This window comes from Nocardioides houyundeii (genome assembly GCF_002865585.1).
In the GTDB taxonomy this organism is placed as follows: domain Bacteria; phylum Actinomycetota; class Actinomycetes; order Propionibacteriales; family Nocardioidaceae; genus Nocardioides; species Nocardioides houyundeii.
The window spans coordinates 837733-851265 of record NZ_CP025581.1 but is presented as its reverse complement, the minus strand read 5'-3'; the positions used below and the strand labels follow the sequence as shown (position 1 = coordinate 851265).

At 74.0% G+C, this 13533-nt stretch carries 14 protein-coding genes; 5 read left to right on the top strand and 9 right to left on the bottom strand.

What is annotated here, in order from left to right:
* Positions 1 to 71 precede the first annotated feature (71 nt).
* The 6 genes from C0R66_RS04135 to C0R66_RS04110 are packed head-to-tail and all read right to left on the bottom strand — an operon-like array spanning position 72 to position 5594.
* A complete protein-coding gene (locus tag C0R66_RS04135; protein ID WP_101523638.1) occupies positions 72 to 956 on the bottom strand; it encodes a hypothetical protein in 885 nt (294 codons plus the stop codon).
* A gap of 8 nt (positions 957 to 964) precedes the next feature.
* Positions 965 to 1621: a hypothetical protein gene (locus C0R66_RS04130; protein ID WP_101523637.1), complete on the bottom strand. Its 657-nt coding sequence runs from the start codon at positions 1619 to 1621 to the stop codon at positions 965 to 967.
* Between the two features lie 50 nt (positions 1622 to 1671).
* A complete protein-coding gene (gene hemQ, locus C0R66_RS04125) occupies positions 1672 to 2391 on the bottom strand; it encodes a hydrogen peroxide-dependent heme synthase (RefSeq protein ID WP_101523636.1) in 720 nt (239 codons plus the stop codon).
* A 42-nt stretch (positions 2392 to 2433) separates the two neighbouring features.
* Positions 2434 to 3810 carry a protoporphyrinogen oxidase gene (hemG, locus tag C0R66_RS04120; protein ID WP_101523635.1) on the bottom strand — a complete coding sequence of 459 codons (1377 nt, stop codon included), beginning with the start codon at positions 3808 to 3810 and terminating at the stop codon, positions 2434 to 2436.
* A 12-nt stretch (positions 3811 to 3822) separates the two neighbouring features.
* Positions 3823 to 4455 (bottom strand): flavin reductase family protein, encoded by a 633-nt coding sequence (locus C0R66_RS04115; protein WP_199286811.1) that lies wholly within the window; start codon positions 4453 to 4455, stop codon positions 3823 to 3825.
* Entirely contained in the window at positions 4452 to 5594 is a 1143-nt protein-coding gene (locus C0R66_RS04110; protein ID WP_101523634.1) for an LLM class flavin-dependent oxidoreductase, read from the bottom strand. The genes C0R66_RS04115 and C0R66_RS04110 overlap by 4 nt, the downstream gene beginning before the upstream one ends.
* 215 nt (positions 5595 to 5809) lie before the next feature.
* Here C0R66_RS04110 and C0R66_RS04105 point away from each other — a divergent pair, with 215 nt between their 5' ends.
* On the top strand, positions 5810 to 6721 hold the full coding sequence (locus C0R66_RS04105) for a LysR family transcriptional regulator (protein ID WP_101523633.1): 912 nt from the start codon (positions 5810 to 5812) through the stop codon (positions 6719 to 6721).
* A 41-nt stretch (positions 6722 to 6762) separates the two neighbouring features.
* Positions 6763 to 7677 carry a DUF4349 domain-containing protein gene (locus C0R66_RS04100; protein WP_101523632.1) on the top strand — a complete coding sequence of 305 codons (915 nt, stop codon included), beginning with the start codon at positions 6763 to 6765 and terminating at the stop codon, positions 7675 to 7677.
* Here the strand turns inward: C0R66_RS04100 and hemE are convergent.
* Entirely contained in the window at positions 7670 to 8710 is a 1041-nt protein-coding gene (hemE, locus tag C0R66_RS04095; protein ID WP_101523631.1) for a uroporphyrinogen decarboxylase, read from the bottom strand. The genes C0R66_RS04100 and hemE overlap by 8 nt on opposite strands.
* Positions 8711 to 8781: 71 nt before the next feature.
* Between hemE and C0R66_RS04090 the strand changes: the two genes are divergently transcribed.
* Together C0R66_RS04090 and C0R66_RS04085 are read left to right on the top strand one after the other, a co-directional pair.
* The gene (locus tag C0R66_RS04090) at positions 8782 to 9411 is read left to right on the top strand and encodes a DUF3000 domain-containing protein (RefSeq protein ID WP_101523630.1); all 630 of its coding nucleotides are present in this window, start codon (positions 8782 to 8784) and stop codon (positions 9409 to 9411) included.
* Positions 9411 to 10754 (top strand): HRDC domain-containing protein, encoded by a 1344-nt coding sequence (locus tag C0R66_RS04085; protein ID WP_101523629.1) that lies wholly within the window; start codon positions 9411 to 9413, stop codon positions 10752 to 10754. The genes C0R66_RS04090 and C0R66_RS04085 overlap by 1 nt, the downstream gene beginning before the upstream one ends.
* Positions 10755 to 10764: 10 nt before the next feature.
* On the opposite strand, the gene C0R66_RS04080 is transcribed toward C0R66_RS04085, so the two are convergent.
* Positions 10765 to 12138, bottom strand: a complete 1374-nt coding sequence (locus C0R66_RS04080) for an ABC transporter substrate-binding protein (protein WP_101523628.1) — start codon at positions 12136 to 12138, stop codon at positions 10765 to 10767.
* Between the two features lie 295 nt (positions 12139 to 12433).
* On the opposite strand from C0R66_RS04080, the gene C0R66_RS04075 reads away from it, so the two are divergent.
* On the top strand, positions 12434 to 12892 hold the full coding sequence (locus C0R66_RS04075; RefSeq protein ID WP_241901564.1) for a type II toxin-antitoxin system PemK/MazF family toxin: 459 nt from the start codon (positions 12434 to 12436) through the stop codon (positions 12890 to 12892).
* Between the two features lie 16 nt (positions 12893 to 12908).
* On the opposite strand, the gene C0R66_RS04070 is transcribed toward C0R66_RS04075, so the two are convergent.
* The gene (locus tag C0R66_RS04070; RefSeq protein ID WP_101523627.1) at positions 12909 to 13526 is read right to left on the bottom strand and encodes a hypothetical protein; all 618 of its coding nucleotides are present in this window, start codon (positions 13524 to 13526) and stop codon (positions 12909 to 12911) included.
* Positions 13527 to 13533 lie beyond the last annotated feature (7 nt).

Below are 13533 nucleotides of genomic sequence, written 5' to 3'. Positions count from 1 at the left end.
CAGAGGCCAAGGACCCTTGCCATCGGTGCAGAAGACCGACGAAGGGCAGCAGACCGCTACCGCGTCAGCCCTTAGCCCTCCGCCGGGGCGAGGGTGGAGCGGACCTCCACCCGGCCCTCGCCGTAGGTCTGGTCTGCCCAGTCCTGGAGCGAGCCGTCGTCGTGGACGACCACCAGACGCACCACGTCGAGCCAGGCCCAGCTGGTCAGCACTCCGGGCAGCCTCTGGAGAGTGTTGCTCAGCTCGGTGAGCTCGGCTGCCGAGTACGCCGCCTGGGACACGCACAGCGCGCCGCCCCAGGTCTCGCGCAGGGTGGCCTCCGCCCCGGCCACGTCCTGGACGACCCGCACGTTGACGATGCCCAGGTCGGCCTCCGCGGCCGGCGCCGGGTCCAGCCAGGAGTCGGCGTACCCGGGCAGCTGTCCGGCGACCCGCAGCGTCTCGTCCAGCGCGGCGCTGCTCACCTTCGCGGCGTCGACGACCTTCCAGCCGTCCGCGGGCTCCGGGCACGGCGTCTCGAGGTCGGTCTCCTCGCCCGGCGGCTCGTCGTACACCGCGGCGGGGACCGCCTCGGTGACGGTGAAGGTGGACCCGTCGAAGGTCCCGGTCAGCGCGAAGTCGCCCCAGCGCACCCCGGCGCGCCGCTGGTGCTCGGAGTGCTCGGACCAGCTCCAGCCCGCCAGCGCGACGCCCTCGCACTGCGGAGGGAGCGACCGGGCGACCGGCCCCAGGCACAGCCGCGGCCCGCCCTCGGCCCGTCCCTCGTCCAGCACGGTGACCAGCCCGTCGGTGGTGACGACTCCCTCGGCGGCCGGGACCGACTCCGGCATCGCCGTCGAGCCGCTCGGCGGCGGCGCGCCGCCCCCGGCCCCGTCGCTGGTGCCGCACGCTGCCAGCCCCAGGACCAGGCCGGCCAGGCCCAGCGCCGCGGTGCTTCGCAGCTGCGATCGCGTCATGGACCCGATCATGGCGCACGATCGCCGCTCAGCAGGGGCAGGAGGACCACGACACCCCGACCCCAGCGCTGATCGGCCCACTCCTGGAGCGAGCCGTCGTCGTAGACCACGTCGACCAGGACCTGTGAGTCGACCACTGCGGCGGAGCGCCAGCCGGGCAGCAGCGCCGACTCCTCGGCGACCACCGCGAGCTCGTCCGGGGACAACGAGGGCCGCACCGTGGAGCCGGGGGTCGAGGTGGCGGTCGGCTCCGCGCCAGGTACGTCGTACCGGGCGGCGGGGACCGCCTCCTGGACGGTGAACCTCTCCCCGTCCCAGGTCCCGGTGACCGCGAAGCTGCCCCACCGGGCGCCGTCCTGCTCCTCGTGCTCGGGATGCTTCGACCACCGCCAGCCCGCCAGCGGCAGACCGCGGCACTGCGGCGGCCAGGACTGCGCCACCGGCCCCAGGCAGAGCTCGGGTCGGCCGGTGTCCATCACCAGCGCCAGCTGCGGCGTGCTGACGCGGCCGGTGGCGGCCGGCACGGGGCTCGACGGCGCAGACGTGGCGGGACCCGGATCACTCGCGGCGCCGTCCCCGTCCCCGTCCCCGGTGCCGGTGCCGGTGCCGCAGGCCAGCAGCAGCGCAGGGCTCAGCAGGGCCGCGACGAGCCTCAGGGTCCTCATGCCCTGTTCGACGCGTGCCGCCGGGCGGTGGTTCCCGCTTCAGCCAGGGTTCAGGGCAGGCGGTCGAGGAGCTCGGCGACGCTGGCCCGGGAGCCGGTGTAGAACGGGACCTCCTCGCGCACGTGGCGGCGCGCCTCGGAGCCGCGCAGGTGCCGCATCAGGTCCACGATCCGGTAGAGCTCGTCGGCCTCGAAGGCGAGCATCCACTCGTAGTCGCCGAGCGCGAAGCTGGCCACGGTGTTGGCGCGCACGTCGACGAAGTCGCGCGCCATCTTGCCGTGGTCGGCGAGCATGGTGCGGCGCTCCGAGTCCTCCAGCAGGTACCACTCGTAGGACCGGACGAACGGGTAGACGCACACGTGCGCCCGGGGGGTCTCGTCGGCCAGGAACGCCGGGATGTGGGACTTGTTGAACTCCGCCGGCCGGTGCAGCGCCATCTGCGACCAGACCGGCTCCAGGCGGCGGCCGAACACCGTACGGCGGAACGCGTTGTAGGCCGCCTGCAGCTGCTGGCTGTCCTCGGCGTGCCACCAAATCATGACGTCGGCGTCGGCGCGCAGCCCGCTGACGTCGTAGGTGCCGCGGATCACCACGTCGTCGGCGGCGAGCTTGGCGAAGAGCTCCTCGACCTCGGCCGCCTCGGCGGCGCGGTCGGCGTCGCCGATCAGGTCGCGCAGCTTGAACACCGACCACATCGTGTAGCGGATCGAGTCGTTGAGGTCCTTGATCCGGGAGGCGTTCGTGGGGGTGGTCTCGGTGGCGTCGCTCATGCGCCCCATTGTGCCCGTGTGACCGAGCACACCAGCACCCGACTAGGGCTGCGCCGCCGGCAGCGCATCGACGGCCCGGAGCGCGGAGCCGATGACCGCCGGGATGCCCACCCCGTCGTACGCCGCACCGGCCACCGCGAGGTCCGGCGGCAGCGCTGCCCGGACCCGCGCCACCCGCCCCAGGTGTCCTGGGGCGTACTGCGGCAGTCCCCCGCCCCAGCGCTGCACGTGCACGTCGACCGGGACCGCGGTGCAGCCGGTGGCCTCGGCGAGGTCGGCGAGCGACCACGACACCAGCTCCTCGTCACTGGCCTGCAGCGCGGTCTCCTCGCCGTGGCGGCCCAGCGAGGTCCGCAGGTGGACCACGTCCTGCTCGGCGCCGGCGGCACGCACCCAGCCCCACTTGGCGAAGGAGAAGGTGGAGGCCTTGATCCGGCGGCCGTCGACCGGCGGCACCAGGAACCCCGAGGACCCGCTGGCCTCGAGCACGGCGACGTCGGCCAGCCGGAAGGCGAAGGTGACCACGGCCATCGAGGCGTACTCGATGGGCGCCAGCTCGATCGAGGCTCCGGGGGCGACCTCGGCGAGCAGCCGCGAGGTGGCGGCCGCGGGGGTGGCCAGCAGCACCGCGGTGGCCACGATCTGCTCCGGGGCGGTGGTGGGCCCCACGGTGAGCGCGAACCCGTCGGGGTGGCGGTGCAGCTCCCGCACGGTGGCGCCGGTGCGCACGTCCAGGTTGCGGGCCAGGGCCTCGGGCAGCTGGCCCATGCCGCCGGGGATGCCGGCGAAGACGGGAAGGTCGTAGGTGGTGGGGACGGCAGGGGCCTGCTCCAGCACCGACCCGCGCTGGGCGAGGGCGACCAGCTGCGGCACCGACGCGCGGGCCGAGATGCGGCGGGCGTTGCCGGCGTACACGCCGCCGAGCAGGGGCTCCACCAGCCGGTCCACGACCTCGTCGCCGAAGCGCTCGGCGACCAGGTCGCCGACGGAGATGTCCTCCTCGAGGAGCTGGAGCGGGGGCACCTCGGGCTCCTGCCGGGCCCGGAGCAGGCCGGCGGGCGAGAGCACCCCGGACGCCTCGAGCGCCGCGAGGTCCAGCGGCACCCCCATCAGCGAGCGCGGCAGGGGACGCAGGGCGCCGCGGGTCCAGATCCGGGACGAGGCGGTGGTGGGGTGCTCGATCGGCAGCCCGACCACCCGGGCCAGGTCCACCCCTTCGGGGCGCCGGTTGAGCATCGCCTCCGCGCCGACGTCGACCCTGACACCGGCGACCGACGCTCGGCGCAGCTTGCCTCCCACCTCCGGCGAGCCCTCCAGGACCAGGACGCGTCGTCCGGTCGCGGCGAGGCGGTGCGCGGCGGCCAGGCCGGCCACGCCGGCCCCGACCACCACCACGTCCAGAGGCTCCTGTGTCTCCATGGTCCCAATCTGTCAGACCGCGACCGCCGCGCGCTCGGTGGGCAGGTCGCCGTCGTCCTCGGACCGCACCGGCTCGCCGTTGATCCGGCCGTCGAGGCTGCTGGGGTCCAGGTCGTCGCGGTGCAGCCGCTTGAAGCCGCTGCGGTGGAAGACCAGCGGGGCCCGCTCGGGCTCGGCACGCACCTCGTGCACCGCCAGCAGCACGATCGTGTGGTCCCCGGCCTCGATCTCGGCGTGCAGCGAGCAGGTCAGCGTGGCCACCGCCTCCTCCAGCAGCACCGCTCCGCCCGGGCTGGTGCGCAGCGCGAGGTCGTCGAACCGCCGGTCCGCCGGCCCGGCGAGCTGGCGGCACAGCACGTCGTGGTGGTCGGCCAGCACGCTGATCCCCAGCTGTCCCGCCTCACGCAGGGCGGGCCAGGTGTTGCTGGTCCGCGCCACCGAGAAGGAGACCAGCGGCGGGTCGAGGCTGACGGAGGTGAACGAGCTGGCCGCCAGCCCGATCAGCTGGCCGCCCACGCGGCCGGCGACCGCGACCACCCCGGACGGGAAGGCCCCGAAGACGTCCCGCAGCGCACGCGGGTCGAGGGCGAACGCCGCGCCGGTCTCGACAGGGCGCTCGGCAGAGGTCCCGGCAGGGGCGCTCACGAGGCCGCCGCCCCGAAGGGCACCGAGGCCCGGTCGACGACCGGGGCCGGGTGCTGCCACAGCCCGCGACGAGCCAGCTCGGGCAGCACGCCCTCACCGAACCAGTAGGCGCCCTCCAGGTGGGGGTACGCCGAGAGCACGAACTCCTCGATGCCCACCGCGGCGTACTCCTCGACCAGGTCGGCCACCTCGGAGTGGCTGCCCACCAGGGCGGTGCCGGCGCCGCCGCGGACCAGGCCGACCCCGGCCCACAGCCCGGGGTGGATCTCCAGGCCGTCCTTGCTGCCCTTGTTGAGCTCCAGCATCCGGCGCTGCCCCTCGGACCCGCTGCGGGCCAGACCGGCCTGCACCTTGGCGATCTGCTCCTCGCTGATGCCGTCCAGCAGACGGTCGGCCTCGGCCCAGGCCTCCTCGCGGGTGTCGCGGGCGATGGTGTGCAGGCGGACGCCGAAGCGGACCTCGCGGCCCTCCTTCTCGGCCAGCTCGCGGATCCAGGCGACCTTCTTCGCCACCGCGGCCGGCGGCTCGCCCCAGGTCAGGTAGACGTCGCAGTACTTGGCAGCGACCACGCCGGCCGCCGGCGAGGAGCCACCGAAGTAGATCTCGGGGATGGGGTCGGGAATCTGGGCGAGCACCGCGTCCTCCACCGAGTGGTGACGGCCGTGGAAGGTGACCTTCTCGCCGCTCCAAAGGGCCCTGACGATGTGCAGGAACTCCCCGGCGGACTCGTAGCGCTCCTCCTTGGTGGAGAAGTCGCCGAACATCCGCTGCTCGTGGTCCTCGCCGCCGACGACGACGTTGAGCGCCAGCCGTCCCCCGGAGAGGTTCTGGAAGGTCCCGGCCATCTGGGCGCCCAGGAACGGCGCCACCAGGCCGGGGCGGAAGGCGACCAGGAACTTCAGCCGCTCCGAGAGGGTGCTGAGCATCGCGGTGGAGACCCAGGCGTCCTCGCACCACGCGCCGGTCGGGGTGAGCGCCGCCTCGAAGCCGAGCTGCTCCGCGCTCCGGGCGATCTGGCCCAGGTAGGGCACCGAGGCGGGGCGCTGGGAGCCCTGGGCGTCGACGCCGTGACCGCCGCCGACGACCTGCCGACCGTCGCCACCGTTGGTGGGCAGGAACCAGTGGAACTTCAACGACATGAGCTTCCTCGTCTTCTCTAGAGCTGAGTCGTGGTTGGGGCAGGACGCCCTCGGGGCGTAGCGCCCAGCGGTGGAAAGTAAGTCTATTAGTTTGCTGGACATTACGCGCTGACCGTGTCGGCGCCAAGGCCGGAGCGGGGGTCCGGACCACGGTTCTGCCGAGCGGGTGACAGGGAAACCCTATTAACTAAGCCAAGTCAGTGTAGATTCCCGCCATGCGTGTCGAGCAGCTCGAGTACGTCGTGGCCGTCACCCGCCACGGGTCGCTGCGGCGCGCCAGCGAGAGCGTCCACCTCTCCCAGCCCGCACTGTCGGAGGCCATCACCCGGCTCGAGTCCGAGCTCGGGGTGGTGCTGCTCGACCGCCGGCGCTCCGGCGCCCGGATCTCCCGGGAGGGCTTGGAGCTCCTCCCCCACCTCGAGGCGGTGCTGGAGTCCGTGGCGCGACTGCGCGAGGCCGCCGGGGACCGCACCCAGGCCAACCGGGTGCTCCGCCTCGGCACGGTCGGCACCGCCACCTCGACCCTGCTCACCCCCGCGCTGCGGGACCTGTCCGCCGAGCATCCCGACACCCGCGTCGAGGTGGTCAACACCCGTCAGGACCCCATCGACGCCGGCCTGCTGGACGGCAGCCTGGACCTGGGACTGGTCAACGTGCTCGAGGGTGACGACCCGCCCGCCGGGCTGTACGACGTACCGCTGCTGGCGGGGCCGACGGTCGCGGTGCTGCCGCACGACCACCCGCTGGCCGGCCGGGCGAGCGTGGACGTGGCCGACCTGCGGGCCGAGCCGTTCGTCGCGATGCGCGAGGGCTACCTGATGCACCGGCTGGCGGTCCGCCTCTTCGGTGACACCTGGCCCCGGGTCCTGACCAGCACCGACGGCGCCGAGCTCGGCAAGGCCATGGTCGCCGACGGCGCCGGCCTCACCGTGCTCCCTGCCTTCAGCGTGGCGGGCGACCCGCTGGAGCGGGCCGGCGTCATCGTCCAGCGTCCCGTCACCGGCCTGGACACCACCGTCTCCCTGGCGCTGCGGATGCGCCGGACGCCTCGGATCGCGCCGCACGTACGGCACCTGCGCGACGCCCTGACCACACGCGCCCGTGCGGTGACCGGGCCACCCGGCTGAGGCCGGCGGAACCGACCCGGGACGGCCGGCGTCGTAGGGCCATGACCCGACGAATCCGCACCGCCGCCGCACTTGCGCTCCTGGCCTCCCTCGCTGCGCTGGGCGGGTGCTCGTCCAGCGACCAGGACGCCGTCCACTCGACCGCCGACTCGGCTGCCCAGGAAGTCGACGCCGGCGCGGGCACCTCTGCGGCGGACGCCGACGCCGGGCCCGGCGCCCGCGCCGCTGCCGCCCCCGCCCGTACGACGGTCGCCGAGCGCGCCGTGATCGCCACCGCCACCGTCGCCCTGCACAGCGATGACGTGCGCGCCGCGCGCAACGACGTCCAGCAGGTCGCGGACGCGCTGCGCGGCGAGGTGGCCGACGAGGAGGCCGACTCCAGCGACGGCGATCTCGTCTGGACCCGGCTGGTGCTCCGGGTGCCGACCGCCAGGTTCGCCGACGCGATCACCCGGCTCGAGGAGATCGGCGAGCTCGACTCCACCGAGCGGGACACCGAGGACGTGACCACCCAGGTCATCGACAACGAGGCCCGGATCCGGGCCCAGGAACGGAGCCTGCGGCGGATCGAGGTGCTCCTGGACCGCGCCGACCGGATCGCCGACATCGTCTCGATCGAGTCCGAGCTGACCCGGCGCCAGTCCGACCTCGACTCGCTCAAGCAGCAGCGGGCCTGGCTGGCGGACCAGACCTCGATGTCCACCATCACCGTGCACGTGGAGCGGACGGCGGCCGGCGCCAAACCCGAGACCGAGGAGTCGGGCTTCCTCAGCGGCCTGGCGTCGGGCTGGGACGGCCTGAGCGCGGCGGCCGTGGCGCTGGCCACCCTGGCCGGGCTGCTGCTGCCCTGGGCCGTCGTCGCGCTGGCGCTCGGACTGCCGCTGTGGTGGGTGGCGCGCCGCGGCCCGCGCAGCGGACGAAGCGCGGCCGAGCCGCCGGCGCAGCCGCTCAGCTGAGCGGGTAGCCCTGGACGAACTCGGTCAGGCGCGCCAGCTGGTCGGGGTCGGTCGAGGGGATGACCCCGTGCCCCAGGTTGAAGATGTGCCCCCTGGCCGCCCGGCCCGCCTCGATGACCTGCGCGGCGCGGGCCGTCATCACCTCGGTCGGGGCGAAGACCAGCGTCGGGTCCAGGTTGCCCTGCACCGCGTGGTCCCCGACGAGCTCGATGCCCCGCTCGAGCGGGGTGCGCCAGTCGATGCCCACCACGTCGGCACCGGCCTCCCCCATCAGTCCCAGCAGGTTGGTGGTGCCCACGCCGAAGTGGATGCGGGGCACGCCGAGCGCCCCGGCGTCGGCGAGCACGCGCGCGGAGTGCGGCATCACGTGCTCGGCGTAGTCGGCCGGGGTCAGGGCGCCCGCCCAGGAGTCGAACAGCTGCACCGCGGAGGCGCCCGCCTCCACCTGCACCTGCAGGTAGGCACTGGCGATGCCGGCGATCTTGCGCATCAGCGCGTCCCAGACCTCGGGGGCGCCGAACATCATGGCCTTGGTCTTGGCGTGCTCCTTCGACGGGCCGCCCTCGACCAGGTACGACGCGACGGTGAACGGGGCGCCCGCGAAGCCGATCAGCGGGGTGGCGCCGAGCTCGCCGACCAGGCCCCGGACCGCTTCGGTGATGAAGCCGACGTGGTCGGGGGTGAGGTCGGGGATGGCCGCCACGTCCTGCAGGGTGCGGACCGGCGAGGCGACCACGGGGCCGACGCCCGGGACGATGTCGAGGTCGACACCGACGGCCTTGAGCGGCAGCACGATGTCGGAGAAGAAGATGGCGGCGTCCACGCCGTACCGGCGGACGGGCTGCATGGTGATCTCGACGACCAGGTCGGGGTCCATGCACGACTCCAGCATGCCCACGCCCTCGCGCACCTTGAGGTACTCGGGCAGGGAACGACCGGCCTGACGCATGAACCAGACGGGGGTGTGCGGGACGGGCTCTCCGCGTGCGGCCTTGAGGAAGGCGCTGTCCGCGGCGGCTGGCGAAGGACTCACCCGGCGATCATCGCAGGTCAGGCGGCGTGTTGGCACATCGCGGATTGCGCCTTCCGACGTAGGCTGCGTCCATGGTCGTCCACTCTGAGACGTATCCCGAACGGGGTGCGGAGGAAGTGCCCGCGGAGTTCCGCGAGGCCGTTCGGGCGATGGCCGCAGCCGTCCTGCGTCCGGAGATCTTCTGCGAGGAGATGCCGGCGCCGCAGCGCATCGCCCCGCACTCCAGCGCCCTGACCGCCGACGTCACCGTCGACGACCTGGAGCTCGGCACCGGACGGATCATCCTGCTCCACGACCCCGCCGGCAACGACGCCTGGGACGGCACCTTCCGCTGCGTGGCCTACGCCCGCGCGGAGATCGACCCCGAGCTGATCACCGACCCGCTGCTCGGCGAGGTCGGCTGGAGCTGGCTGACCGAGGCGCTGGGCGCCCACGGCGCCGCCTTCACCGCTGCCTCCGGCACCGTCACCCGGGTCGCCTCGGAGAGCTTCGGCCAGATGTCGGACGACGAGGGCACGGCCCAGATCGAGATCCGCGCCTCGTGGACCCCGGTGGCCGCCGACAGCGAGGGCACGCTGGACATCACCCCGCACGTCGAGGCCTGGGGCGAGCTGCTCTGCACCGCGGCCGGACTGCCGCCGCTGCCCCCGGGCGTGACCGCGATCCCCAGCCGACGAGGGCAGCGAGGCGTCGGCGTCTGATGACCTCAACCCCCGACGACGAGGCCCTGACCACCGGCGCCTCACCGGAGGGTGACGCCGAGCCGGCGCCCCCCGTCCCCCTGCTCACCCTCAGTGGCGGCATCCCCGACATCGTGGACACCCCCGCAGCACTGGCCAAGGCCTGCGCGGCGCTCGCCGCGGCGACCGGGCCGGTGGCGATCGACGCCGAGCGGGCCTCGGGCTACCGCTACTCCAGCCGGGCGTACCTGATCCAGCTGCGCCGCGGCGACTCCGGGACCTGGCTCATCGACCCCATCCCCTTCGGCTCCGACCTGCCGGAGCTCGCCGAGGCCCTGGGCACCGAGGAGTGGATCCTGCACGCGGCCACCCAGGACCTGCCCTGCCTGCGCGAGGTCGGCCTGACGCCCACGTCGATCTTCGACACCGAGCTGGCGGGTCGACTGCTCGGCTACCACCGGGTCGGCCTGGCGACGCTGGTCGAGGAGATCGTGGGCCTGCGGATGCGCAAGGAGCACTCCGCCGCCGACTGGTCCACCCGCCCGCTCCCCCGCCCCTGGCTGGAGTACGCCGCCCTGGACGTCGAGGTGCTCGTCGACCTGCGCGACCACATGGCCGCCGAGCTCGTCGAGCAGGGCAAGGACGAGTGGGCGCGCCAGGAGTTCACCCACCTGCTGGACTTCCAGCCCGCGGTCCGGGTGGAGCCGTGGCGCCGTACCTCCGGGATGCAGCGGCTGCGCGGCCGCCGCCAGCTGGCCGCGGTCCGCGCCCTGTGGGAGACCCGGGACGACCTGGCGCGCCAGCGTGACGTGACGCCGGGCCGCATCATCCCCGACGCCGCGATCATCGCCGCCGCCACCGCGATGCCGACCGACCGCGGCGCCCTGCTGGCGACCCGGGGCTTCCACGGGCGCGGCGCCGAGCGGTACGCCTCTCGCTGGACCGCTGCCCTGGCCGAGGCGGCCCAGCTGCCCGAGGACCAGCTGCCGCAGCGCTCGCCGCGCGGCGACGGACCGCCCCACCCGCGCACCTGGGCCGAGCGGGAGCCCGCCGCGGACCGGCGCTTCAAGGCGGCCCGCGCGGCGACCCTGGCGCTCGCCGAGGCCAACCACCTGCCGGTGGAGAACCTCATCACCCCCGACTACGTGCGGCGCGCCATGTGGGCCCCGCCCGCGACCCGGGACGAGCAGGAGCTGGCCGATCAGCTGGCCGAGCAGCTGCGCTCGTACGGCGCCCGCCCGTGGCAGGTCGAGCTGGTCACCCCGCCGCTGGTGGACGCCGTGCTGGTGGGCGACCAGCCGGTCGAGGAGGAGCCCGACGACCTCGGCCTGCTCGGAGACCCGGCCGACGCCGACGCGGAGTAGGCCCCCGCCGTCACTGCTCCGCCGGGGCCTCGGTCTCCTCGGCGTCCTCGCGCTCCAGCACCGTGCGCGACGCCTCGTCGACCTGCTCCGTCACCGCGTCCAGGTCGAGCTCGCCGGGCGCGGTCAGCAGCTCCTGGAGCTGCGGCGCGACCGCGTCCTCGAGCTCGTCCCAGGACTCGACCAGCGGCGGGATCACCATGCCGCGCACCGCGATGTTGAAGATGCGGGAGTGGATCGGCTGACGACCGCGCTGCAGGAAGGCGTCGGAGCCGGCCACCGACAGGTTCGCCGGCACCATCGACCCGGCAGCGGTGACCTGCTCCACCGGGCCGTCGCCGACCAGGTAGGCGATCAGGTCCGCGGCGGCGGCGGCGTCCTCGGTCTTGGCCGACATGCACAGGCCGGTGACGTCACCGGAGGTGCTGCTGGTCTCCAGGGTCGGCATCGAGACCACGTCGAACCAGAGCCCACGCACCGCGCGCAGCTCGGGCACCAGGTCGCGGTAGCCGGCGATCATGCCGAGCTTGCCGCGCTTGAACCACTCCAACGGCGTGTGCCTGGCCAGCTGCTCCTCGGTCAGGGTCAGGCTGGCGTCCCGCAGCACTGCCAGGGACTGCTCCAGCGCGGCGCGGGAGGCGTCGTCGGAGAAGCTCAGGGAGGTGGGCTCGGACGAGTCGTTCCACACCGACCCGCCGCCGGAGGTGATGAACGGCGCGAGGCCCTCGATGGTGGCGTCGATGTGGAAGCCCGCGGTGCCGCGCCGGGGCCGGGCCGCGAAGTCCGCCGCGGTGGCGAACTGCGCCAGGGACCAGCGGTCCCAGCGGGCGGGGACGTCCAGGCCGCGGCGCTCCATCTTGGCGAAGTCCACCAGCTTGGTGTTCACGTAGAGCACCATCGGGGAGACGGAGTAGGCCATGCACTGCAGCTCGTCATCCACGCCGTAGGACTGCACGGCGTCCCGGGAGAACCGGTCACCGAAGTCCACGCCGCGCTCGTCGAGCAGCTCGCTGACCGGCCGGGTGATGTCGGCCTGGAGGAGGTGGTCGAGGTCCTCGCGGGAGGACATGAAGACGTCGGGCACCTCGCCGCGGCGTACCGCGCGGAACGCGGTGTCCTTGTCCTTCCACACCTTCAGGGTGACCTCGCCGGTCTCGGACGACTCGTTGAACTCCGCCACCACGTCCTTCCAGGCCTCGGCCTCCTCGGGGGACCCGTAGACCCCGAGCGTGAGGTCGGTGGGCGAGGGGGTCACGGTCGGGCTGGCGGCCGCGGTGGTGGGATCCGGCTTGGGCGCCGCCCCGTCCTCAGGATCGCTGCACCCGGTCGCCACCAGGGCGAAGGTCAAGGCAGCAGCAAGTGCCAGGGCCGGACGGCGGGTCGGCATGGGGGAAGCTCACTCTCGTCGCACGGTGCAGGGCCCCCTCACCTTACCGAGCGCCCGGTCGCGCCCCGCCAGGAGCGCCGTACCTGTTTCTCGCGCGGGACCACGAACTACAATGGTCAACGGTGGTGCGTCGGGCTGCGGCAGCCCCGGGTCCCAAAAATAGCCGCCACGAGCGGCCACGTGCCGAGAGGCGCTCCCGGTCCGGCGCATCACCATCTATCGGCTTCCACGGCCCGCGCGCTCGCGCCGCCTGCCGGCGCCGGACGTGCTCGGCGCGTTGGGTAGCGTGCTCGAGATGAGCCTCCTGCGCCGCACCCTCGACCTGCTCTCCTCGCGACGGGCTGACCCGCGGCCGAGCCGGGGCGCGGTGCCGCGCGTCGAGTACGCCGTGGAGAGGGACGGGCAGCCCGACCCGGGCGAGGTCGTGTGGGGCTGGGTGCCCTACGAGGACGACCCGCGGCAGGGCAAGGACCGTCCGGTCCTGCTGCTGGGCCGGGACGGCGGCCAGTGGCTGGGACTGATGCTGAGCAGCCAGGACCACGACCTGGACGCCGCCGACGAGGCGCGCCACGGACGACACTGGATGGACGTCGGAAGCGGCGACTGGGACCGCCAGGGCCGCCCCAGCGAGGTCCGGCTGGACCGGCTGTTGCGCTTGGACGCGGGCGCGATCCGGCGCGAGGGCGCGGCGCTGGACGAGCCGGTGTTCCACAGCGTGGTCACCGCGGCCCGCCGCTTCCATGACCTGGGCTGACCTGGGCTGAAGCAGCTCAGCTCAGCTCGCCGAGCATCTCCTGCCTCGCCGCGGACTCCAGCTGCTCGGCCAGGCCCAGCATCCTGACGGTGTCCTCGTGGCTGGCCCCGCGGACCCGGCCGTCCTCGTCGTGCCGCGTGGCCCGGCCGACTGCCACCACGTGGGCGAAGGCCGCCGCGCGGTGCAGCACGTCGGCGAAGTCGGCCTGCACGATGCCGCGCAGCACCGCATCGACCATGGCGCGCAGCTGCTCGGGTCCGGGCGGGTCGGCCACCCCGGCCACCACCCGGGCCACCGGCGCGGCACGCCGACCGGCCTCGAACTCCACCGCCGCGCGCTCGGGGTCGGCGTACACCCAGGAGCGGAGCAGGTAGAGCCGCCACAGCGCCCCGGCGAGGGAGTCCGCGGGCGACCCGGACCACAGCTCGGCCAGCACCTCCAGCCCCTCGGTCTCGGCGAGGTGCACCACCCGCTCGGCGACCGCGTCGTCGCCGCTGGCCCGGGCACCGCGGACCATCAGCACCGCAGCGCGGTCGGCGGCCTCGCGGAGCAGGGCCGGATCGCCCCCCGACTCGATCTCGTCGAAGAACTTGTCCCCCGGCGCCATCGGCCGGTGGTGTGCCCGCTCACCCATCGCCACA

What these genes read in the sequence shown, in the direction of transcription:
- C0R66_RS04135 (WP_101523638.1), bottom strand. Translation starts at nt 956, where the DNA reads ATGACGCGATCGCAGCTGCGAAGCACCGCGGCGCTGGGCCTGGCCGGC.
- C0R66_RS04130 (WP_101523637.1), bottom strand. Translation starts at nt 1,621, where the DNA reads ATGAGGACCCTGAGGCTCGTCGCGGCCCTGCTGAGCCCTGCGCTGCTG.
- hemQ (WP_101523636.1), bottom strand. Translation starts at nt 2,391, where the DNA reads ATGAGCGACGCCACCGAGACCACCCCCACGAACGCCTCCCGGATCAAG.
- hemG (WP_101523635.1), bottom strand. Translation starts at nt 3,810, where the DNA reads ATGGAGACACAGGAGCCTCTGGACGTGGTGGTGGTCGGGGCCGGCGTG.
- C0R66_RS04110 (WP_101523634.1), bottom strand. Translation starts at nt 5,594, where the DNA reads ATGTCGTTGAAGTTCCACTGGTTCCTGCCCACCAACGGTGGCGACGGT.
- C0R66_RS04105 (WP_101523633.1), top strand. Translation starts at nt 5,810, where the DNA reads ATGCGTGTCGAGCAGCTCGAGTACGTCGTGGCCGTCACCCGCCACGGG.
- C0R66_RS04100 (WP_101523632.1), top strand. Translation starts at nt 6,763, where the DNA reads ATGACCCGACGAATCCGCACCGCCGCCGCACTTGCGCTCCTGGCCTCC.
- C0R66_RS04090 (WP_101523630.1), top strand. Translation starts at nt 8,782, where the DNA reads ATGGTCGTCCACTCTGAGACGTATCCCGAACGGGGTGCGGAGGAAGTG.
- C0R66_RS04085 (WP_101523629.1), top strand. Translation starts at nt 9,411, where the DNA reads ATGACCTCAACCCCCGACGACGAGGCCCTGACCACCGGCGCCTCACCG.
- C0R66_RS04080 (WP_101523628.1), bottom strand. Translation starts at nt 12,138, where the DNA reads ATGCCGACCCGCCGTCCGGCCCTGGCACTTGCTGCTGCCTTGACCTTC.
- C0R66_RS04075 (WP_241901564.1), top strand. Translation starts at nt 12,434, where the DNA reads ATGAGCCTCCTGCGCCGCACCCTCGACCTGCTCTCCTCGCGACGGGCT.
- C0R66_RS04070 (WP_101523627.1), bottom strand. Translation starts at nt 13,526, where the DNA reads ATGGGTGAGCGGGCACACCACCGGCCGATGGCGCCGGGGGACAAGTTC.